Below are 20,891 nucleotides of genomic sequence, written 5' to 3'. Positions count from 1 at the left end.
TAAAAGAAATCGGAGCAGTTACCCCCGCGAGCGCCAGGCAGCTCATAGCGTCAGGTAACTCAAAAGGCGGCTCAGCAGACCGAGCCCGACCACCACTACAAGCACCACACCAAGGAGCAGCCACGGCCGGAAAGGCTTGCGCTCGACTCGGTTCTGGGAGAGTTGCAGGTACTCTTCGACATGCTGTTGGTCATCGGGGTTCAGGCGGCTGGTCATATAAGGCCTCGTCAGGTAGACGTTGCTGAAGGGCGCCACGTTACAGTCCGGGGGATCAGAGGCTGATGCCCACATCGAACACTATGCTGCGCCCCAGGTTGTTGCGCAAGAAATCCGGCGCGTCCGGATGCGCGAACAACACCCGCGCAAAGGTCGGCCCCACCAGCGACAGCGAGCGCCAGCCCTGGCGCAGGTATTCGGTGGGGGGCGGGAAGTGGCTGTTGAGGTCCAGTACTTCGCGTTTGAGGCTGGTGAAGGCGACGATATCCAACTCACCCAGGTCCATCCCGCGCTCTTTGTAGTTGTGCGCCTTTTTGCGCAGGGTTGGCGCCAGTCGCAGCAAAAATTCATGCGCCGGAATGCGCCGCGGCTTGGCTTCGCGCCGCACCAGTTGGCTCAGGGAGAACGCACTGCGCCGACGCAGCAACTCATCGCGCCATTCGTCGTTCAGTCGTCGGCCTTCATCCAGCACGAAAAATACCTCGAAACTGGCATCGCGAAACAGCACGTCCGGCGGCTCTTGCCCGGCGGCATGAAACTCTTCGGCACGGTAGGGCACGTTCAAGCCTTGCAACAGGCGCTGGCAGACCCAACGCTCACGCTCCCATTTGCGGGCATTGGACAGGAACGCGTTGGCTTGTTCGGCTGCTACGGTGAGCAGGCGCAAGTAATCTGAGTCATCCATATTGGCAGCTTAGCGTTCAAATGATGACTGTAGGAAGTCTTGCTTTAAAGCGTCGGTGTAGACTGGTCGCTCGATAGCAAACCCAAGGATGAGGTGTGTGGTGAGGCTTAGTGTGAAGGGGTTGCAAGCGTGATCAGCGCCGCTGTTCTGGCACCGGAAACCCTCGGCATCGGCTGGCTGCTGTACGCGCCGCTGTTGCTATGGGCCATCCTGCGCTCGCCTTGGGTCGAGTTGTTTGCCGACCGGCGGCGCCAGCACTTGCTGTTCGGCACGGTGTTCGCCTTGTTCATGTTGTGGCTGGTGCGGCGTGATTTCGATACCGGCGTTTCCTACCACTTTATCGGCATGACGGCCGTGACCTTGCTGCTGGATTGGCCGCTGGCGATTGTCGGTGGGTTTGCCGCGCAGCTTGGCTTGATGGCGCTGGGGCGTCAGGACCTGGCAGCCCTTGGCGTCAACGGCCTGCTGTTGGTCGGGTTGCCGGTGCTGGTTACCGAAGGCTGCGCGCTGCTGGTAGAGCGGGCGCAACCGCGCAACCCCTTCGTTTACATCTTCTGTTCCGGCTTTTTCGCCGCCGCGCTGTCGGCGTTGTTGTGCCTGTTGGCGGCGCTGGGCCTGCTGTGGTTCGACGGCCGCTTCGCCATGCCGGAATGGCTGGAGGACTTTATCGGTTATCTGTGGCTGATCATCTTTCCCGAGGCCTTTATCAACGGCATGGTGATCAGCGCCCTGGTGGTGTTTTGTCCGGAATGGCTGGAGACGTTCAACCGCACGCGCTACCTCTCGGCCCCCTGGAAGGATGATGATTCGCAGCGTTGACCCAGATCAAATCCCGCGTGGCCAGGCGGGCTCATGCTCTGCGAAATTTACCCAGGCAAGGTGGGAGCACCGATCATGAGTGTGTATGAATGGGCACGGCAGGAGTTGCGCAGAAGCCAGGACGCGGCACAGGAAATCGGCTTTGACCCGGGCTTGACCCTGCGCGCCATGCTTAGCGCAGTGGTGCAGCAGAGCAAGGGCGTGCGCAGTTTCGAAGACCTGGCCGACGAGCTGCAATACCTTGCAGAAAACCTCGACGACCAGCAGGAATATGCCTTTATGCGGCCTTAATGGCGCGGCGGCAGGTCTTCGGAAAACAGCTCGTCTTCAGCGTCCGGCGCTACCGGGATCTTATGTTCCTCAGCGGCCCAGGCACCCAGGTCGATAAGTTTGCAGCGGTCCGAGCAGAACGGCCGGTTGAGGTTGGTCGCTTTCCATTCCACGGGTGCACCGCAGGTTGGGCAGTCGACGGTCAAGGGTTGGCTCATGATCGGCCTCCACGCAAAGTAAGGTAAAAGTGGTGCAGTCGCTCGACCTCGCTGTGCAGCCAGGCGAGGTCCTGGTCATTGACCAGCACGTCATCGGCATGGTTCAGGCGGTCTTCGCGGCTGGACTGCGCCTTGAGGATCGCCTGCACTTGCTGTTCGCTGATGCCGTCGCGCTGCAGGGTACGCTGAATCTGCAGTGATTGCGGCACGTCGATCACCAGGATGCGCTGGGTCATGCTGTACTGCCCGGACTCGATCAGCAACGGCGACACCAGAATCGCATAAGGCGACCGGGCGCGGGCCAGATGGCTGCGAATCTCCTCGCCGATCAACGGGTGCAGCAACGCTTCGAGCCAGCGGCGCTCCTCGGGTACTTCAAAGATCAGCTTGCGCAGGGCGGCGCGGTCCAGTTGGCCGTCAGGCTGCAATACACCGGCGCCAAAATGCTCGGCGATACGTGCCAGCGCCGGGCGGCCGGGTTCGACCACCCAACGGGCCGCGTGATCGGCGTCCACCAGGTCAATGCCCAGGTCGATAAAGTGCTGGGCCGCCGCGCTTTTGCCGCTGCCGATGCCGCCAGTCAGGCCAAGAATCCAGGGTGTTGCAACAGAAGTGGTCATCTGAAACCGACAGACTGCAAATAGAAGTCGGTTATTTGACCACCCCAGAGCAATGCAATCCAGCCGGCAATCGCCAGATATGGACCAAACGGCATGGGTGCCGAGGCGTGAGTCTTGCGCAAACGCATCAGGATCAGCCCCGCAAACACGCCCACCAGTGACGACATCAACAACGTCATCGGCAGAATCTGCCAACCGCCCCAGGCACCGAGCAGTGCCAGTAACTTGAAGTCCCCATGGCCCATGCCATCCTTGCCGGTAGCCAGCTTGAACAGCCAGAACACGGTCCACAAGCTCATGTAGCCGATCACCGCGCCCCACAGGGCATCCGGCAATGTCGTCAACAGGTCGAAGCCATTCACGATCAGCCCCAGCCACAGCAACGGCAGCACCAGCACATCCGGCAGCAACTGGTGGTCCATATCGATCAGGCTCATCGCCAGCAGCCCCCAACTCACGATCATCACCGCTGCCGCTTGCCAGCCGAAGCCGAAATGCCAGGCCACCAGCGCAGAGATCAATCCGCACGCCAGTTCGGTCAGCGGATAGCGGGCGCTGATCGCACCCTGGCAGTGGGCGCAACGGCCTCTGAGGAATAAATAGCTGAGCAGCGGGATATTTTCCCACGGGCGAATCGGATGATCGCAGCGCGGGCAGCAGGAGTTGGGCCGCATCAGGTTATAGGTCGGCCCGGCAGGTTCTGCCGGCAAACCGAGCACTTCATGGGCCTGGGCACGCCATTCGCGCTCAAGCATTTTCGGCAGGCGCCACACCAGCACGTTGAGAAAACTGCCGACAATCAGCCCCAGTACGCACGCCATCACGACAAAGGCCCAAGGGTATTCACTGAACAACAGGCTCAAAACGCACTCCCCAGTTGGAAGACCGGCAAGTACATGGCGATGACCAGTACCGTGACAATGCCCCCCAGCAGCACCATGAGCAGTGGCTCCATCAAGCGTGTGAGGTTATCGACCTGATCGTCGACCTCGGTCTCGTAGTGGCTGGCGACTTTCTCCAGCATGCGGTCAAGCGTGCCGGACTCTTCGCCGATCGCCGTCATCTGTATCGCCATGCGGGGAAACAGGCCGCAGTCGGCCATGGATTGATTCAGCGGCATGCCGGTAGATACATCGTGTCGCATATGCTCGATCGCCTGTTTGAACGGCCCTGAACCTGCGGCACCCGCCACGCAGCCCAGCGCTTGCACCAGTGGGACACCTGCGGCAAAGGTGGTGGACAGCGTGCGGGCATAGCGGGCCACTGCGGATTTTTGCAGCAGTTTGCCTGCCAGCGGCACTTTCAACAAACCGGCGTCCAGCCAGTGGCGAAAACCGACGCCGGTGCGATAGGCATGCCGCAGCCCCAGGGCGCCCGAGCCCAGGCCCAACGCCAGCATCCACCAGGCGTGCTGCATGAACTCGGACAACCCGATGACCCGCAAGGTCAGCCCGGGCAGCTCGGCGCCGACCCCGGCGAACAGGGCCTTGAACTGCGGCACTACGTGGATCAACAGCACGCCGGTGACCAGGCTGGCCACCACCAGCACGGCGGTCGGGTAGGTCATGGCTTTTTTGATTCTGGCTGTGAGCTGTTGGCTTTTTTCCCGATGGATCGCCACGCGTTCCAGCAAGGTTTCCAGCGCCCCAGCGTGTTCGCCGGCAGCCACCAGGCTGCAGTACAAGTCATCGAAGTGGCGCGGGTATTTGCGCAACGCCTCGGTCAGGCTGGTGCCGGCGGCGATATCCTGTTTCAAACCCTGCACCAGCGCACGCATGGAGCGATGGTCGAAGCCTTCGCTGATGATGTCGAAGGCTTGCAACAGGGCAATCCCGGCCTTCAATAGCGTGGCCAGTTGGCGCGTGAACAGGGTGATGTCCGCCGGTTTTATCGGCGAGGTGAAGTTCACCAGCATCGGGGATTTCTTGCGCACCCGCCCGGGGCTGATGCCTCGCTGGCGCAGTTGCGCCTTGATCATGGCGGGGCTCTGCCCGCTGGTTCGCCCGGACACTTTGCGTCCTTTGCGGTTGATGCCTTCCCAGGCGTAAATCGTCGAGGCGTGGTTCATGTCGCGGTTCCGCACTCAGGTCGTCGAAGATTTATAGCTTAGTCAGGTGACGGATTCGGGCTGGCGCTTGCTCAAGGATAAAATGTCAGAATGTGCGACTTGGGCGCGATTGACCGCTTGCGGATGAGTACACTGGTGCCGCTGCACGATACGGGGCGCAGGAAGCGCCTTGTCATAAGTTCTATTCTGGAGAGTGAATGTGATGCGTCAAAAAGGCTTCACCTTGATCGAGTTATTGATCGTCGTGGCGATCATCGGCATTTTGGCCACCATCGGCCTGCCCATGTACACCACCCACCAGGCCAAGGCCAAGTTCACCGCCGGCCTGGCTGAAATCAGCGCGTTGAAGGCCGGTTACGAAGACACCCTCAACCAGGGCACCGTCCCCACCCTGGCATTGATCGGCGGCACCAGCCCCACCGCCAACTGCAAAATCGACGTGGCAGGCGACGTTGCCACGGGCGCGGGCTCCATCAGTTGCGAAATACTCGACGCCCCGGCGCCGGTGCTGGGCAAGACCATCAGCCTCACGCGCAACGCCACCACTGGCTGGAAATGCACCACAACCGCCGACGCAAAATATGCAGCCAAAGGTTGCGGCGCCGACGGGGCATAACTGCTAAACCATCCACATGGACGTAGAGGTGGCCGATGTCGTTATCCGTACAGCAGCGCGGCAGTGTTTTCCTGGTGGTAGCGGTGTGTTTGCTGGTTACAGGGGTAAGTGCGCCATTCGGCGGGCATGACGTGCAGCGAACGCTGCAGATTGCCATCGCAGTGTGTGCGGTGCTGTATGGGCTGTCGGTCTGCCCGGTGGAGCGGTTGGTGGATCGGCCCACGGCGCTGGGCCTGGCGCTGGTTATCGGGTTGGGCCTGGTGTCTTCGGCACTGGCCCATCAGCCGCTTTGGGCGCTTGCCGAAGTGGCGTTGTTTGTCGCTTGCGCGGCGATCGCCGTGGCGTTTGCGGTGCTGCGGCGCCATGGCGGTGAGCCGCTGGATCGTGTTCTGATCCTGCTGGTGCTGTTGTTGTGCCTGATCAAGTCCATCCAGTACCTGTATGCCGGTGCGCTGGCCTTCACCAGCGCAGAGCGGGTACTGGACCCTGAAATATTGCTGTCCGGCTTTTCCAACAAGCGCTTTTACGGCCAGTTCCAGACGTTCACCCTGCCGCTGCTGGCGCTGCCCTTGTTGTTGCCCACACTTTCCCGCCCTCTAAGAGGCGCGGTGTTCGCGTTGCTGTGTGTCTGGTGGATGATCGCGATCAGTGGCGGCACGCGCGGTACGTGGCTGGGCATGGGCGCGGCAGGCGTGGTGCTGGCGGTGCTGGGGCCCTGGGGGCGGCGCTGGCTGGGCTGGCAGCTGGCCGCGGTGCTGGTCGGTCTGCTGCTGTATTGGCTGGTCTTCACGGTGTTGGCCGGTTACCTGGGGGTTGAGGTCTCGGATGACGCGGCTGATCGCCTCACCACCTCGCTGTCGGGCCGTGGGCTGATTTGGTGGCAGGCGTGGCAAATGCTCCTCGAGCGCCCTTGGCTGGGCTTCGGCCCGATGCATTTTGCGGATATCGCCAACAAGATTGCCGCTCATCCGCACCAGGCCATCCTGCAGTGGGCCAGCGAATGGGGCGTGCCATCGGCTGTCTGTGTGGCGGCGCTGGCGTGGCGCGGCGGCTGGGCTACGTTCGGTGTTCTGCGCGAGCGAGCACTGTGCGCTGAGCGTGTGGACCTGCTGCGGCTGTGCCTGTTTGCGGCGCTGGTCGGTGCGCTGGTGCAGTCCATGGTCGACGGTGTGATGGTGATACCCAATTCCCAGGTCTGGCTGGCGCTGGTAGTGGGCTGGCTGATGGCGCTGCACCTGTGGCAATCGCCGATAGCTGCACGCTTGCCGCTGGCGTGGGCTGCCTGGAAAACCCTGAGTGTCTTGGCCGTTGGTCTGTTGGTATTTATCGCGGTGCGCGACGTACCTCACATCACGCAAGCCCAGCAGCAGTACCTGCGCGCCCATGACAACTTGCTGCAGCCGCGCTTCTGGGCGCAGGGCGTGATCGCCCGCTGAGGGCCACAAGTTGCCGGACGCCCGATGCGGTGCTAGCTTTAGCCCACCGCCCGTGTAGCTCAGCCGGTAGAGCAGCGCACTCGTAACGCGAAGGTCGCAGGTTCGATTCCTGTCTCGGGCAAAGAGGCAACACTGTTACAAAGGCAGCACTGTTTTCAGATGATCCCAGAATGGTTCTGAAGGCCAGACGAGTCGGCATTCGTGCCCGCTCTTTTGTATCTGCGCAACCTTGATGACCCAGATGCATCCCCATTCCTTGATCTAAGAGAACAACATGACCACGACAGAGATGACCCAGGAAGTTCGGCATCAAGCAGCCCTCGAAAAATACCTCGAGGAATCGCCGCAACTTAAAGAAGAGATCAAGGACCTGAGCGCCGATGATCAGCGCGACCAGATTCAGTGGGCATTCGAGGACGAGGCTGAAAGCCAGGGTTACCAGCCCTGGGAGCTGACCCTCAAGTACACCTCGACACCGCAAGAGTTTGAAGCGGCACGGCTGGCCTTGCACAAAGAGGCGGCCGAAGTGCTGGATGTCGAGTGGGAAGAGTATTGCGAGATGAACAACCTTGTAGTTTAAAGGCAGCTGCAAGTTTCAAGCTGCAAGCTGCACGTTGTTACGCAGCCCCCTTGCAGCTTGAAGCTTACCGCCTGCAACTCCTCAGATACTGAGGCGCATCGACAGATCCACCGCCTTCACATCCTTGGTCATCGCCCCGATGGAGATGTAGTCCACCCCGGTCTCGGCGATGGGCAGCAGGGTGCTTTCATTGATCCCGCCGCTGGCCTCCAGCTTGGCCTTGCCGCCGTTCAGGCGCACCGCTTCACGCATATCGTCCAGGCTCAACTCATCCAGCATGATGATATCGGCGCCTGCCGCCAGTGCTTCGCGCAGTTCCTCCAGGCTTTCCACTTCGATTTCCACCGGCTTGCCCGGGGCGATCTTGTGGGCGGCCGTGATGGCCTGGGCAATTCCGCCGCAGGCGGCGATATGGTTTTCTTTGATCAGGAACGCGTCATACAAACCGATCCGGTGGTTGTGGCAGCCGCCGCAGGTCACGGCGTATTTCTGTGCCAGGCGCAGGCCCGGCAGGGTTTTGCGTGTGTCCAGCAACTTGACCTGGGTGCCGGCCACAAAGTCCGCCAAATACTGGGCGCGGGTGGCCACCCCTGACAGCAACTGCAGAAAATTCAGCGCGCTACGTTCGCCGCTGAGCAGCGAGCGCGCCGGGCCTTCGAGGTGGAACAGCGCCTGATTGGGGCTGACGCGCTCCCCGTCGGCCACCTGCCAATGCACGGCGACCCGTGGGTCCAACTGGCGGAACACCGCATCCACCCAGGCTGTACCGGCGACCACTGCGTTGTCGCGGGTAATGATGGTGGCGGTGGCCAGCCGTTCGGCCGGGATCAACTGTGCAGTGATGTCGCCGCTGCCGATGTCTTCCAGCAGTGCGCGGCGCACGTTGGCTTCGATTTCGGCGGTGAGGTCGGCAAGACGGAGGTTCGGCATAACAGGCTCCACAAACAAAGTGCCCCGATTATAGGGGCAGTGTGCGTTCGAACCCACACTCGCCGCTCATTTACAGCGCATTGGCAGAGTTTGCTGGCGCAACCCACCTCATTTGCAAGATAATCTCGCGCCTTGCAATTGGCGTCATAGCTTTGACGTCCAGGTAATCACCGGTTACCCACCGGCAAAAAAGGCCCGTAGCCGTTCTTTGCCCCACTCAATACCGCCGTTTCAGGAGGCCAGGATGCACAATGACGGAAAGGTGGTGCCGATCAACCAGGCACAGGCCACGCCATCGCCGCTCGCCCGACTGCCGGTGGTGTTGCTGCAGGTCCGCGACAAGGCGGCGCAACAGTTGCAGCAAGGTCTGCAGGAATTGTTCGATAACGCCGACGACACATTGTTCGAGATGGCTGACAAGGCCCGTAACAACGTCGACCACCATATTTTCTTTGAAGCCATGCGCGACCTGCGCCTCAAACGCAAGAATTTCGAGCGGGTGTTCATGGAGCGGCTGTTCGAAGCGTTCGCCGGTCTGAGCCTCGCGGGGCAGGGCGAGCTTCAGCTGGTGCCGGTGGTGTCCTATGACGCGGCGCCGGGTACGTCCAGGGATGAGCTGGAAAAAGCGCTGGCGCTGGAGGCCATGCTGGGCCGGGTACACCACCGCGACGGCCTGGCGCTGTCACAACTCACCGCCCGCTTGAGCGCATTGCTGGGCAACCGCCTGGACGACCGGGAGAACCCCCTGGGGCCGGCGCTGTTGTGCGAGTCGTTCCTGCGGGCGGGGCGCAGCCTGGGCGTGGAGATTCGGGTAAAGCTGATCATGCTCAAGCTGTTTGAAAAGTACGTGCTCAGCGACGCCGACCAACTGTACGGCGAGGCCAACCAATTGCTGATCGCGACGGGGGTGTTGCCGGAGCTCAAGGCTGTGCCATCGCGTCGGCCCGGTGGGCGTGCTGCCCGCGAGCTGCCGAGCCATGATGCACAGCCGAGCGCCGGCCAGCCCGTCGACGAAAATGGCCAGGAAGCCTTCGCCGCCTTGCAGGCGTTGCTGGCCACGCTGCGCGGCAGTGTCGCGCCCACCCTGGAGGCCAGCGCTGAGCCCCTGCCGATTGCCACCCGTGACTTGCTGCGCCTGTTGTCCCATTTGCAGCAATACGTGCCGGAGCCGGAGGCGGAGGATGATTTCGACCTGCGCAACCAGCTAGAGCAGTTGCTCACCCGCGTCAGCGTCAAGAGTGGCAAGTCGCGGGTCGTGGAGGAGTCGGACGAAGACGTGATCAACCTGATCGCGCTGTTGTTCGAGTTCATCCTCAGCGACCGCACGGTGCCCGACGCCTTCAAAGCCTTGATTGCCCGCTTGCAGATCCCGATGCTCAAAGTCGCGGTGCTCGACAAGAGCTTTTTCAGCCGCGCCGGCCACCCGGCACGCCGCCTGCTGAACGAAATCGCTGCCGCCGCCATGGGCTGGAGCCCGAGCGATGGCTACCAGCGCGACAGCCTGTACCTGCGCATCGAGCAGGTGGTGCAACGCCTGCTTAACGAATATGTCGAAGACCCGGCGATTTTTTCCGAGTTGCTGGCGCAGTTCAGCGCGTTTGCCGCCGATGAGCGACAACGCAGCGAGCTGCTTGAACAGCACACCCGCGATGCCGAAGCCGCGCGCATGCGCACCGAAGCGATCCGCGAGCGGGTGGCGCAGGTGCTCAGTCGGCGCCTGATGGGCAAGGTCCTGCCGCGAGCGGTGGTGCAATTTGTGCAGCACGCCTGGAGCCAGGTGCTGGTACTGGCCAGCCTCAAGCACGGCGAACAGTCGGTGCAATGGCAGGCGGGGCTGCGCACCCTGGATGAGTTGGTCTGGAGCGTCAGCCTGCAACACGACACAGAGGCTGGGCGCCACTTGCAGGAGCAACTGCCGGGGTTGCTCAAGGCGTTGCGCGACGGGTTGGCCAGCGCCGCATTCGACCCGTTCAGCACCCGTGAGTTTTTTGTCCGGTTGCAGGCCCTGCATGTGCAGCTGCCGAGGGGCGTCGACGAGTTGATCGAGGTGCGCGAGCCTTTTGTGTTGAGCACGATTGCGCATGATCCCGCAGCAGACCTGCCGGCCAACGATCCCGGGCTGCTCAGGGCCCACTCGTTGCGAATCGGCACCTGGATGCTGTTCCAGCCAGACACAGGCAGCACCCTGCGCTGCCGGCTGACTGCGATCATGGCTCCGGCCAACCGCTACATTTTTGTCAGCCGCACGGGGCTCAAGGTGCTGGAGCAAAACGCCGGCCAACTGGCACTCGCGTTCAAGCGCGGCACTCTGCAAACCCTGGACGATGGGCCGTTGTTCGAGCGTGCGCTGGCGGCGGTGATGGGCAAGCTGCGTCAACTCAATCGCGGCAAGTGATCGCAACCACAGGGGCGAACGCGGCATACTGGTAACACGTTGTCTCGTTCAAGGAACCTGTATGCAGTTGGACCCCACCAGCGGTTGGTGCCAGGGCATCCGTCATTGCCCATCGCCCAACTTCAATGAGCGCCCCGCAGGCGAAATCTCACTGTTGGTGGTGCACAACATCAGCCTGCCACCGGCACAGTTCGCCACCGGCAAAGTGCAGGAATTTTTCCAGAACCGTCTGGATGTCACGGAACATCCCTACTTTGAGGGGATTGCCGACCTTCGGGTATCCGCGCATTTTCTGATTGAGCGCGACGGTGCGGTGACGCAGTTTGTGTCCTGTATCGACCGGGCCTGGCATGCCGGGGTCTCGCGCTTCGAAGGGCGTGAAACCTGTAATGATTTTTCCCTGGGCATAGAGCTGGAAGGCACGGATGACCTGCCGTTCACCGACGCCCAATATGTGTCGCTGATCGACCTGACCCGTCAGCTGCTGGCGGCCTATCCAGGCATTACCCCACAGCGTATTTGTGGCCACAGCGATATTGCTCCGGGGCGCAAGACCGATCCCGGCCCCGCTTTTGATTGGACGCGCTTTCGCAGCGCCCTGCTGGATGGAGGACACGCACGATGAGTTTTCTGGTGTTGGTGCTGGCCGTGTGGATCGAGAAATTCTCGGCCCTGCGCCGGCGGTTGCAGCGCGATGGCGGCTGGTTGCGCGAGCTGGCCAAGCTTGAATCGAGCCCGCGCCTGGGCAAGCAGCCCTGGCTGATCCTGGTGCTGCTGGTGTTGTTGCCGGTGGCGCTGCTGGCGCTTCTGTTGTTGGTGCTGGAACCGGTGGCTTATGGCCTTTTGGCACTGCCGGTGCACCTGCTAGTGGTGATTTACAGCCTGGGGCGCGGTGATCTGCTGGCCGGGCTCGGCCCGTTCCGCGATGCCTGGCGGCGTGGCGATCTGCAGGCCGCCGAGCATGTGGCCGAGCGTGATTTGAACCTGAGCGCCGACAGTGGTGAACAGCTGCTCGAGCGCGTGCAGGGCCATTTGCTGTGGCAGGCTTACCAGAGCTTTTTCGCGGTGATTTTCTGGTACTTCCTGCTGGGGCCGGTTGCCGCCCTGGCTTATCGCTTGTTGGCCTTGGCCAGCGAACACAGCAAGAACCCGCTGGTGGCCGAGCGCGCCGGGCAGTTGCGCCACGCGTTCGACTGGTTGCCGGTACGCTTGCTGGCGGCCAGCTTTGCCTTGGTGGGCAACTTTGTCGCGGTCAGCCGCGTCATGCTCCACGAGCTGTTGAGCTGGGACATCAGCGCCGCGCAACTGATGGAAAAAGTCGGGCTGGTGGCCGCCGAAATCCCGCCGCCGGCAGTCGGTCCCGACGGCATCAACAGCCTGGACCGACTATGGGAACTGCTGCTGCGCGCTGCGGTGCTGTGGTACGCCGGGTTTGCCATCTGGACTGTATTGCCTTAATCCAGTGAGCACGGTCAACAATGTGTGAGGGGGCTTGCTGCCGATAGCGGTGCAAGCCCCCTCCCACAGCTCGTTAACTTTACGTTACAAAACTCCCTTTCAATTTGAGCTATACAGACAGAGCGCCAAATAGTGGCTTTCTGCCGCCGCCCTGCGCCTCAAATAAAAATAATTAAAGGGGAGTTCACCTGTGAAGAGCTTGCTCTATCCCGCTGTCGCGCTGATGAACCGCCTGAGTTTCGGCATGAAATTCAGCCTGATCAGCGTGCTGTTCCTGTTGCCGATGCTGGCGACCAATTTTTACCTGGTGCGCGATTCGTGGCGCGAATTCCAGGGCACCCGCATCGAACTGCAAAGCCTCGATTTGCTCGGCAGCAGCCTGGCGCTGCGCCGTGACCTGGAAACGCTCAACAACCAGCTGCAGATCAACGCGACCCTCGGTCAGGCCGGCAAGGCCGGTGACCTGGAGGGCAAGATCACGGCCCTGGAACAAAGCGTACTGAGCCGCCTGCAGAGCCTCAGCGCGATGGTCACCGAGCCGGAACAAATCGCCGCTTTCGAGGCTAAGCGCGACGAGTTGGTGGCCGCCTTCAAGGCCCAGCAACAAGAAACGTCGCTGTTGAGCAAAAGTGCGCTGATCGGCAAGTTGCTGAACAAGGCGCAAATGCTCAGCCAGATCATCGCCAGCCAGGCTGGCTTGAGCCGCGATCCCCAAAGCGATCTGCGCCAGCTCAGCGAGTTGATCACCAGCGTCACCCCGCAAGTCACCCAGACCCTGGGCGAAGGTCGGGCGATGGGCGCGTATTCCCTGGGCCAGGGCTTTCTCAATTCATCCTCCAGCACGCGCTTTGACGAGCTGCTGCAACAGCTGGAAAAACTCCAGGCCGAATACGGCTTGAAGTTGCAGGACGCCCTCGGCGCCAGCAAGGCCGCCCATGCGGCCCTCGACAGTTTAGCCAAAGCCAGTAACGCCAGCCTCAAGCAAGGCAGCGAGCTGTTTGAAGAACAGGTGGTGATGGCCGAAACCCTGGACGCGCCCTGGCAGGGTTTTTACGACAGCGTCAGCCAGTTGATGGCGCAGACCTATCAACTCGATGAGGCCACCCTGGCCTTTATCGGCCAGCAGCTGGAGCAACGTCTGGCGCAGAACCGCATGCACATGGTGGTGTTGGTTTCGGCCCTGACGGCGGTATTTTTGCTGATCTTCTACTTGTACGCCGGTTTCTACGCCTCCACGCGCACCACCTTGCGACGCCTGGGTGCGATGATGGACAAGGTGGCGGCCGGTGACATGACCGTCACTTTTGTCGCCCAGAGCCGCGATGAACTGGGTGATCTGGGGCAGGTATTCAACGGCACCGTGGCCAAGATCCATGACTTGATCGAGCGCGTCGGGCACACCGTCACCCAGGTCGAACTCCAGGCGGGCCAGGTGGAAGCGGTCTCGGCCCGGAGCAACCAGGCGGTCGCCGGCCAGCGCAGCCAGATCGAGCAGGTTGCGACGGCCATGAACCAGATGTCGTCCACCGCCCAGGAAGTCGCACGCAGTGCGGCAGCGGCCGTCAGCAGTGCCCACAGCGTCAATGACGAAACCGTCAGTGGCCGTGGCCTGGTGCAGTCCCAACAAGGCAGCATCGTGCGGTTGGCCTCGGAGATCGACCAGTCGGTGCAGGTGATCAACCAGTTGGCCACCGACAGCCAGTCCATCAGCAGCGTGCTGGAGGTGATCAAGAGCATTGCCGAACAAACCAATCTGCTGGCCCTCAATGCGGCCATCGAAGCTGCGCGGGCCGGTGAGCAGGGGCGCGGGTTTGCGGTAGTGGCCGACGAGGTACGCACCCTGGCCCGGCGTACCCAACACTCCACCGAAGAAATCGAACAGACCATCCTGCGCTTGCACAGCGGTGTGGCGGCGGCGGTGAAGGCGATGGGCACCAGCCATGCCATGGCCAATGGCACAGTTGGGGAGTCGGAAAAAGTCCAGCAGGCCCTGGAAAATATCCTCGGCGCCGTCGGTATGATCGTCGATCAGAACCAGCAAATTGCCGCCGCCGTGGAGCAGCAGACCGCCGTCGCCCACGATATCGACCAGAACATCGTCGCGATCAACCGCGCCGGTGAGCATGCGGCCGAGGGCGCGCATCAGACCGAAGCGGCGAGCCGCCAGCTGTCGACCCAGGTGATAGAACTGAAGCACTTGATCGGTGCGTTTCGGGTGTAAGGCGCCGACGTGAGAATTGTCTCCATCTGTCGTGGTGCTTTTCTTGATTTCCCAGCGACTCTTTTCTCGTCGCATAAATGGGCGAGACTTTGTCTCGATCAAGTTCAGGCTCAGGGGAGTACGGCGATGACCCGCGCAATCGGCATCCGGGGGCACTGCACCCATTGCGGCATCAGGTTTGAACTCAAGCCCTGGCAGTTGAATGCGATCGCCATCGAGGAGCCCTTCGACTGCCCCGACTGCCACCGGATATTGCAGTTGCGCTGCCCGCGGCAGATGCACCGGTTCAAATCGCTGGACCACTGGGCCATGGTACGCCCGAGCATGAGGGTGTTGACCTGCGTGGTGCTGATCGTGGCCCTGGTGGCGGAGTGGGTAGGTTTGATCAGCATAGTCGGCCAGCTCAATGTGTCACTGGTGGTGATGCTCGTGCATTTCCTGGCATTGCGTTATGCGCGCTATCGGCAGCGGATCACCCTGGACCTGCAAGTGGTGGCCGCCGCCCTACCAGTTGAACAGTTCACACGCATTGCGTGTGCTCGCCTCAGCCAGCAATAGCGGGCTGGTACCCATGCGCTCGGCCAGGGCGCTGCAGATGGCCGGCAGGTGCTGCGGGCTATTGCGCTGGCCGGGGTACATGGCGGGCGCCATATCGGGCGAGTCGGTTTCCAGCACTACCGCGTCCAACGGCAACTGCGTCAGCACCTTGTGCATGCGCAGCGCCTGTGGCCAGGTCGGGGCACCGCCCAGGCCGAGCTTGAAACCCAATTTGATGTACTCGCGGGCTTCTTCCCGGCTCCCGGCAAACGCGTGGATGATGCCGCCGCGTGGCAGGCGAATGCGCTTGAGGGTGGCGATCACCGCCGCGTGGCTGCGGCGCACGTGCAACAGCGCCGGCAGTTGAAAATCCACCGCAAGCTTGAGCTGAGCTTCGAACAGCTGTTGCTGGCGCTCGCGGTCGAGGGTTTCGACGAAGTAATCCAGGCCGATCTCGCCGACCGCACACACCTGCCGATGGCCCTGCAAGCGGGTCAGCCAGTCACCGAGTTCCGTCAAGTGGGCGGGGTGGTGGTCCTCGAGATACACCGGGTGCAGCCCGAATGCGGCGAATAAACCTGCATCGGTTTGCACCAGATCCCACAGGCGTTGCCAATTGTGCTGATACACCCCCAGCACCACCATGCGCCTTACGCCCAACTCTCGGCTGTGGACGAGGACTTCGCGGCGATCGTGGTCGAAATCCGCAAAGTCCAGGTGGGTGTGGGTGTCGATCAGCTCCACATTCAGGCCTCGTGGATACGCTGCTTGAAGGTCCGCCCGATGGCGTGCACGCCGGGTTGATAGTGTTCCTCTTCAATGGCCGCCAGGGCCAGGCGCAGGGCGGTGTCGGCGATCAGCTGGTGTTGCTGGGCCATGGCGTTGACCGGCAGCGGCAGGAAATCCAGCAACTGAGTATCACCAAAAGTGCCCAGGCGCAGCGGCCGCGACTTCAGTGGGAAGTCATGCAGCGCATCGAACACACCTTGCAGCAGCACGTAGGAAGTGGTCACCAAGGCGTCAGGCAAATGCCCCAGGCGTTGCAGCAATTGCTCCATCAACTGTCGGCCACAGTCGCGACTGAACGCTTCGCCGTGTTCAACCAGCACCTCGCCGGTGAAGCCTTGCAGCGCCTCGCGAAAACCTGCGGCGCGTTCCTGGCTGATGCTCAGCTCGGGCCGTGCGCCGATCAGCACGATCTGTTTGGGCACGGGTTGCAGCAGGCTGCTGGTCAATTGCTGGCACGCCTGGCGGTCGTCGCTGACCACCGAGCAGAACTGCCCCGCTTCCATCACCCGGTCAATCGCGATCACCGGCAGGCCCTTGGCTTGCAACTCGCGGTAGCTGTCATCGCCGGCCGGCAGGCAGCTGGCGACGAACAGCGCATCGCAACGGCGGGCGCGGAATAGCTGCAGCAATTGGCGCTCGCTACCGGCCTCATCGTCGGAACTGGCGATCAGCAACTGATAGCCACGGGCGCGGGCGCCTTGCTCCAGCAGCTTGGCGATGCGTGCGTAACTGGGGTTTTCCAGGTCGGGCAGGATGAAACCCAAGGTGCGCGTATGCCGACTGCGCAGCCCGGCTGCCTGGGGGTTGGGGGTAAAGCCATGGGCCTCGACGATCGCACGCACCCGTTCGACGGTGGCGTTGCTGATCCGTTGCTGTTCGGCTTTGCCGTTGATGACGTAGCTGGCGGTGGTCACGGACACACCGGCGAGACGTGCGATATCACTGAGTTTCAAACCGGGATTTCCTTGTTTTTTGGAGCTTGCCCCGACACTTTGTCCAATCGTAACCGATTACGGCACACGACCAATGTCCTGGCTCAAATGCCGAGCGGTCCTTCAAGGATGCGCAATTAACGCGTAATCTGCCATAAATTCTAGATTAAACGTTTCAGCCAGCGTATTTTTACGACGTTCGCGACTGAGTGCCTACTGCCAATTGACTGCTCAGTCAGTTATTTATGAACACCCATTACACTGTTTGTTTAAAACAATACCTAGTGCGCCACTGCACTAACTAGGAGAACGGCATGCTTGAGCTCACTGTAGAGCAGATTTCCATGGGCCAGACGGCTGTGGACAAATCTGCTGCCTTGCACCTGCTCGCTGACAAACTGGTGGCCGACGGCCTGGTCGCCGAGGGATACCTCAGCGGCTTGCAAGCCCGTGAAGCTCAGGGCTCGACCTTTCTCGGGCAAGGTATTGCGATCCCCCACGGCACCCCCGAAACCCGCGACCAGGTGTTTTCCACCGGCGTGCGCCTGCTGCAGTTTCCCGAAGGGGTGGACTGGGGCGACGGCCAGATTGTCTACCTGGCCATCGGCATTGCCGCCAAATCCGACGAACACCTGCGCCTGTTGCAGCTGCTGACCCGCGCCCTCGGTGAAACCGACCTGGGCCAGGCACTGCGCCGTGCCGGCAGCGCCGAAGCCTTGCTGAAACTGCTGCAAGGCGCGCCGCAGGAGCTGGCACTGGACGCACAGATGATCAGCCTGGGCGTGTCCGCCGATGACTTCGAAGAATTGGTATGGCGCGGCGCTCGTTTGCTGCGCCAGGCCGATTGTGTCAGCAATGGTTTCGCTGCTGTGTTGCAGCAGGTGGACGCGCTGCCCCTGGGCGATGGCCTGTGGTGGCTGCACAGCGAACAGACCGTCAAGCGCCCGGGCCTGGCCTTTGTCACCCCGGACAAACCCATGCGCTACCTCGGCCAGCCGCTCAACGGCCTGTTTTGCCTGGCCAGCCTCGGCGAAGCGCATCAAACACTATTGGAGCGCCTGTGTGCGCTGCTGATCGAAGGTCGCGGCCAGGAGTTGGGTCGCGCCACCAGCAGCCGTGCGGTGCTCGAAGTGCTCGGCGGCGAACTGCCGCCGGACTGGCCCAGCGCACGCATCACCCTGGCCAATGCCCATGGCCTGCATGCACGGCCGGCGAAAATTCTTGCGCAACTGGCGAAAAGTTTTGAGGGCGACATCCGCGTGCGCATCGTCGATGGCCCGGTGGGTGCCGTGTCGGTAAAAAGCCTGAGCAAACTGCTGAGCCTCGGCGCCCGGCGTGGCCAGGTGCTGGAGTTTGTCGCAGAACCGGCGATTGCCGGCGATGCGCTGCCGGCCCTGTTGGCGGCGGTCGAAGAGGGCCTTGGCGAAGAGGTCGAGGCATTGCCGACGGTGAGTGCCCAGGCCGCCACCCTCGATATCGAACCCGTGGTCAGCGCACCGCAGGCCGGCAGCCAGGTCCAAGCGATTGCCGCCGCGCCCGGCATCGCCATCGGCCCTGCGCATATTCAGGTTCAGCACGTGTTTGATTACCCGTTGCGTGGCGAGTCCTCCGCGATTGAGCGCCAGCGCCTGCAGAACGCGCTGGCCGAGGTCCGCCGCGACATCCAGGGCCTGATCGAACGCAGCCAGGCCAAGGCCATCCGCGAGATTTTCATCACCCACCAGGAGATGCTCGACGACCCGGAACTCACCGACGAAGTCGACACCCGTCTCAAGCAAGGCGAAAGCGCCGAAGCGGCGTGGATGAGTGTGATCGAAGCCGCCGCCAAACAGCAGGAGTCGCTGCAGGACGCCTTGCTCGCCGAGCGCGCCGCCGACTTGCGCGACATTGGCCGCCGCGTGCTGGCGCAACTGTGTGGCCTCGAAACCGCCCAGGAGCCGAGCGAACCTTACATCCTGGTGATGGATGAAGTCGGCCCGTCCGACGTGGCGCGCCTGGACCCGGCGCGGGTGGCCGGCATCCTCACTGCCCGTGGCGGCGCCACGGCCCACAGTGCCATTGTGGCCCGCGCCCTCGGCATTCCGGCGCTGGTCGGCGCAGGTGCAGCGGTGCTGCTGCTGGCCGCCGGCACGCCGTTGTTGCTCGATGGGCAACGCGGCCGTCTGCACGTGGACCCCGACGCCGCCACCCTGCAACGCGCCACCGTCGAGCGCGACACCCGTGAACAGCGCCTGCAAGCCGCTGCGGCCCAGCGCCATGAGCCGGCCCTGACCCGCGACGGCCACGCCGTGGAAGTGTTCGCCAATATCGGCGAAAGCGCCGGTGTGGCCGGCGCGGTGGAGCAGGGCGCCGAAGGCATTGGTTTGCTGCGCACCGAACTGATTTTCATGGCGCACCCGCAAGCGCCCGACGAAGCCACCCAGGAAGCCGAATACCGCCGTGTGCTCGACGGCCTCGGGGGACGCCCGCTGGTGGTGCGCACCCTGGATGTGGGCGGCGACAAACCGTTGCCCTATTGGCCGATCGCCCAGGAAGAAAACCCGTTCCTCGGCGTGCGCGGCATTCGTTTGACCTTGCAGCGCCCGCAGATCATGGAAGCCCAGCTGCGTGCGTTGCTGCGTTCGGCGGACAACCGCCCGCTGCGCATCATGTTCCCGATGGTCGGCAGCGTGGATGAATGGCGCGCCGCCCGCGACATGACCGAGCGCCTGCGCCTGGAAATCCCGGTGGCGGACCTGCAACTGGGGATCATGATCGAAGTTCCGTCGGCAGCCTTGCTCGCGCCGGTGCTGGCCAAGGAAGTCGACTTTTTCAGCGTCGGCACCAACGACCTGACCCAATACACCCTGGCCATCGACCGTGGCCACCCGACCTTGTCGGCCCAGGCCGATGGCCTGCACCCGGCGGTGTTGCAACTGATCGACATCACCGTGCGCGCCGCCCATGCTCATGGCAAATGGGTGGGCGTGTGCGGCGAGTTGGCGGCGGACCCGCTGGCGGTGCCGGTGCTGATCGGCCTGGGGGTGGACGAGTTGAGCGTGTCGGCCCGCAGCATTCCCGAAGTGAAGGCGCGGGTACGTGAATTCAGTCTGAGCGAGGCCCAGGGCCTGGCGCAAAAAGCACTGGCGGTGGGTTCGCCCGCCGACGTGCGTGCCCTTGTGGAGGCCGTGTAAATGGCGAAGATTTTGACCCTGACGCTGAACCCGGCGTTGGACCTGACAGTACGCCTGGCACAGCTGGAACCCGGTGAAGTCAATCGCAGCGAAGCGATGCTGACCCACGCGGCGGGCAAGGGCGTGAATGTGGCCCAGGTGCTGGCCGACCTGGGCCATCAAGTGACCGTGGGCGGCTTTCTCGGCGAGGACAACCCGCAGGCGTTCGAGGCGCTGATCGCTCGCCGTGGGTTTGCCGATGCGTTTATCCGCGTGCCCGGTGAAACCCGCAGCAATATCAAAATTGCCGAGCAGAACGGTCGCGTCACCGATGTGAATGCGCCGGGGCCGCTGGTCAGCGTTCACGCGCAGCAAGCGTTGCTCGATCAACTGGCGCGCATTGCGCCCGGTCACGATGCAGTGGTGGTGGCCGGCAGCCTGCCACGGGGTGTCAGCGCGCAGTGGTTTGAAGGTGTGCTGGCGCTGCTGAAAAACCTCGGTTTGAAAGTCGCCCTGGACACCAGCGGCGAGGCGTTGCGCGCCGGTCTGAAGGCCGGCCCGTGGTTGGTCAAACCCAATACTGAAGAGTTGGCCGAAGCCCTGGATAACGCCAGTGATGCCGTTAGCCAACTGCACCAGCAGGGTGTGGAACATGTGGTGGTGTCCGACGGTGCCGCCGGCGTGAGCTGGTACAGCTCAGGGGCAACGCTGCATGCCACACCGCCCAAGGTCACGGTGGCCAGTACCGTCGGTGCCGGCGATTCGCTGCTGGCCGGGATGCTGCACGGGTTGCTCAATGGCGATACGCCGGAGCAGACCCTGCGCCGCGCCACTGCGATTGCCGCGATGGCCGTCACGCAGATCGGTTTTGGCATCAGCGATGACGCGCAATTGGCGCGCCTCGAAAGCGGCGTCCATGTACGCACGCTGACAGAACAATAAGAGGGTT

General features: G+C 62.5%; 21 protein-coding genes and 1 tRNA gene. 13 read left to right on the top strand and 9 right to left on the bottom strand.

The annotated features are described in order from the left end of the window. Positions 1–42 precede the first annotated feature (42 nt). Both LRS56_22360 and LRS56_22355 read right to left on the bottom strand, forming a co-directional pair. Complete coding sequence (locus tag LRS56_22360) at positions 43–216, bottom strand: DUF3094 family protein (GenBank protein ID WDU61538.1); 174 nt, start codon at positions 214–216, stop codon at positions 43–45. Positions 217–271: 55 nt separating this feature from the next. Continuing rightward, a complete protein-coding gene (locus LRS56_22355) occupies positions 272–901 on the bottom strand; it encodes a DUF1780 domain-containing protein (protein ID WDU61537.1) in 630 nt (209 codons plus the stop codon). 129 nt (positions 902–1,030) lie between these two features. On the opposite strand from LRS56_22355, the gene LRS56_22350 reads away from it, so the two are divergent. After that, positions 1,031–1,720 carry an energy-coupling factor ABC transporter permease gene (locus tag LRS56_22350; GenBank protein ID WDU61536.1) on the top strand — a complete coding sequence of 230 codons (690 nt, stop codon included), beginning with the start codon at positions 1,031–1,033 and terminating at the stop codon, positions 1,718–1,720. 75 nt (positions 1,721–1,795) lie between these two features. Then, complete coding sequence (locus LRS56_22345) at positions 1,796–2,011, top strand: hypothetical protein (protein WDU65798.1); 216 nt, start codon at positions 1,796–1,798, stop codon at positions 2,009–2,011. Here LRS56_22345 and yacG read toward each other — a convergent pair. The 4 genes from yacG to LRS56_22325 are packed head-to-tail and all read right to left on the bottom strand — an operon-like array spanning position 2,008 to position 4,896. Beyond that, complete coding sequence (gene yacG / locus LRS56_22340) at positions 2,008–2,208, bottom strand: DNA gyrase inhibitor YacG (GenBank protein ID WDU61535.1); 201 nt, start codon at positions 2,206–2,208, stop codon at positions 2,008–2,010. The genes LRS56_22345 and yacG overlap by 4 nt on opposite strands. Next, entirely contained in the window at positions 2,205–2,828 is a 624-nt protein-coding gene (gene coaE / locus LRS56_22335) for a dephospho-CoA kinase (protein ID WDU61534.1), read from the bottom strand. Before coaE ends, yacG begins: the two co-directional genes overlap by 4 nt. Next, on the bottom strand, positions 2,825–3,649 hold the full coding sequence (locus tag LRS56_22330) for an A24 family peptidase (protein ID WDU65797.1): 825 nt from the start codon (positions 3,647–3,649) through the stop codon (positions 2,825–2,827). The genes coaE and LRS56_22330 overlap by 4 nt, the downstream gene beginning before the upstream one ends. 38 nt (positions 3,650–3,687) lie before the next feature. Then, positions 3,688–4,896 (bottom strand): type II secretion system F family protein, encoded by a 1,209-nt coding sequence (locus LRS56_22325; GenBank protein ID WDU61533.1) that lies wholly within the window; start codon positions 4,894–4,896, stop codon positions 3,688–3,690. A 199-nt stretch (positions 4,897–5,095) separates the two neighbouring features. On the opposite strand from LRS56_22325, the gene LRS56_22320 reads away from it, so the two are divergent. The 4 genes from LRS56_22320 (at position 5,096) to LRS56_22305 (ending at position 7,528) form a co-directional block, all read left to right on the top strand. Then, complete coding sequence (locus LRS56_22320; GenBank protein ID WDU61532.1) at positions 5,096–5,512, top strand: pilin; 417 nt, start codon at positions 5,096–5,098, stop codon at positions 5,510–5,512. A 35-nt stretch (positions 5,513–5,547) separates the two neighbouring features. Next, complete coding sequence (locus LRS56_22315) at positions 5,548–6,948, top strand: O-antigen ligase family protein (GenBank protein ID WDU61531.1); 1,401 nt, start codon at positions 5,548–5,550, stop codon at positions 6,946–6,948. A gap of 48 nt (positions 6,949–6,996) precedes the next feature. Beyond that, positions 6,997–7,069: transfer RNA gene (locus LRS56_22310), tRNA-Thr, on the top strand. A 153-nt stretch (positions 7,070–7,222) separates the two neighbouring features. Then, the gene (locus LRS56_22305) at positions 7,223–7,528 is read left to right on the top strand and encodes a DUF6388 family protein (GenBank protein WDU61530.1); all 306 of its coding nucleotides are present in this window, start codon (positions 7,223–7,225) and stop codon (positions 7,526–7,528) included. A gap of 81 nt (positions 7,529–7,609) precedes the next feature. On the opposite strand, the gene nadC is transcribed toward LRS56_22305, so the two are convergent. Further along, positions 7,610–8,458 (bottom strand): carboxylating nicotinate-nucleotide diphosphorylase, encoded by an 849-nt coding sequence (nadC, locus tag LRS56_22300; protein WDU61529.1) that lies wholly within the window; start codon positions 8,456–8,458, stop codon positions 7,610–7,612. A 244-nt stretch (positions 8,459–8,702) separates the two neighbouring features. On the opposite strand from nadC, the gene LRS56_22295 reads away from it, so the two are divergent. The 5 genes from LRS56_22295 (at position 8,703) to LRS56_22275 (ending at position 15,090) form a co-directional block, all read left to right on the top strand. Next, complete coding sequence (locus LRS56_22295) at positions 8,703–10,853, top strand: DUF1631 domain-containing protein (GenBank protein WDU61528.1); 2,151 nt, start codon at positions 8,703–8,705, stop codon at positions 10,851–10,853. A gap of 61 nt (positions 10,854–10,914) precedes the next feature. Continuing rightward, positions 10,915–11,478, top strand: coding sequence for a 1,6-anhydro-N-acetylmuramyl-L-alanine amidase AmpD (gene ampD, locus LRS56_22290; protein WDU61527.1), 564 nt, complete (start codon positions 10,915–10,917; stop codon positions 11,476–11,478). Continuing rightward, complete coding sequence (gene ampE, locus LRS56_22285) at positions 11,475–12,311, top strand: regulatory signaling modulator protein AmpE (GenBank protein WDU61526.1); 837 nt, start codon at positions 11,475–11,477, stop codon at positions 12,309–12,311. Before ampD ends, ampE begins: the two co-directional genes overlap by 4 nt. Before the next feature lie 190 nt (positions 12,312–12,501). Next, on the top strand, positions 12,502–14,532 hold the full coding sequence (locus LRS56_22280; GenBank protein WDU61525.1) for a methyl-accepting chemotaxis protein: 2,031 nt from the start codon (positions 12,502–12,504) through the stop codon (positions 14,530–14,532). A 126-nt stretch (positions 14,533–14,658) separates the two neighbouring features. Next, complete coding sequence (locus LRS56_22275; protein WDU61524.1) at positions 14,659–15,090, top strand: hypothetical protein; 432 nt, start codon at positions 14,659–14,661, stop codon at positions 15,088–15,090. Here the strand turns inward: LRS56_22275 and LRS56_22270 are convergent. Together LRS56_22270 and cra are read right to left on the bottom strand one after the other, a co-directional pair. Beyond that, positions 15,037–15,813, bottom strand: coding sequence for a TatD family hydrolase (locus tag LRS56_22270; GenBank protein ID WDU61523.1), 777 nt, complete (start codon positions 15,811–15,813; stop codon positions 15,037–15,039). The two genes, LRS56_22275 and LRS56_22270, sit on opposite strands and share 54 nt — an antisense overlap. Before the next feature lie 2 nt (positions 15,814–15,815). Next, on the bottom strand, positions 15,816–16,811 hold the full coding sequence (cra, locus tag LRS56_22265) for a catabolite repressor/activator (protein ID WDU61522.1): 996 nt from the start codon (positions 16,809–16,811) through the stop codon (positions 15,816–15,818). Positions 16,812–17,104: 293 nt separating this feature from the next. Between cra and ptsP the strand changes: the two genes are divergently transcribed. Together ptsP and pfkB are read left to right on the top strand one after the other, a co-directional pair. Then, positions 17,105–19,963 (top strand): phosphoenolpyruvate--protein phosphotransferase, encoded by a 2,859-nt coding sequence (gene ptsP / locus LRS56_22260; protein WDU61521.1) that lies wholly within the window; start codon positions 17,105–17,107, stop codon positions 19,961–19,963. After that, a complete protein-coding gene (gene pfkB / locus LRS56_22255) occupies positions 19,964–20,884 on the top strand; it encodes a 1-phosphofructokinase (protein ID WDU61520.1) in 921 nt (306 codons plus the stop codon). Positions 20,885–20,891: the final 7 nt, after the last annotated feature.

Origin of the sequence: Pseudomonas poae (genome assembly GCA_028869255.1) — a bacterium.
GTDB lineage: Bacteria > Pseudomonadota > Gammaproteobacteria > Pseudomonadales > Pseudomonadaceae > Aquipseudomonas > Aquipseudomonas poae_C.
Note: the sequence above shows the minus strand (reverse complement) of the source record. Positions and strands in the feature narration are given on the sequence as shown.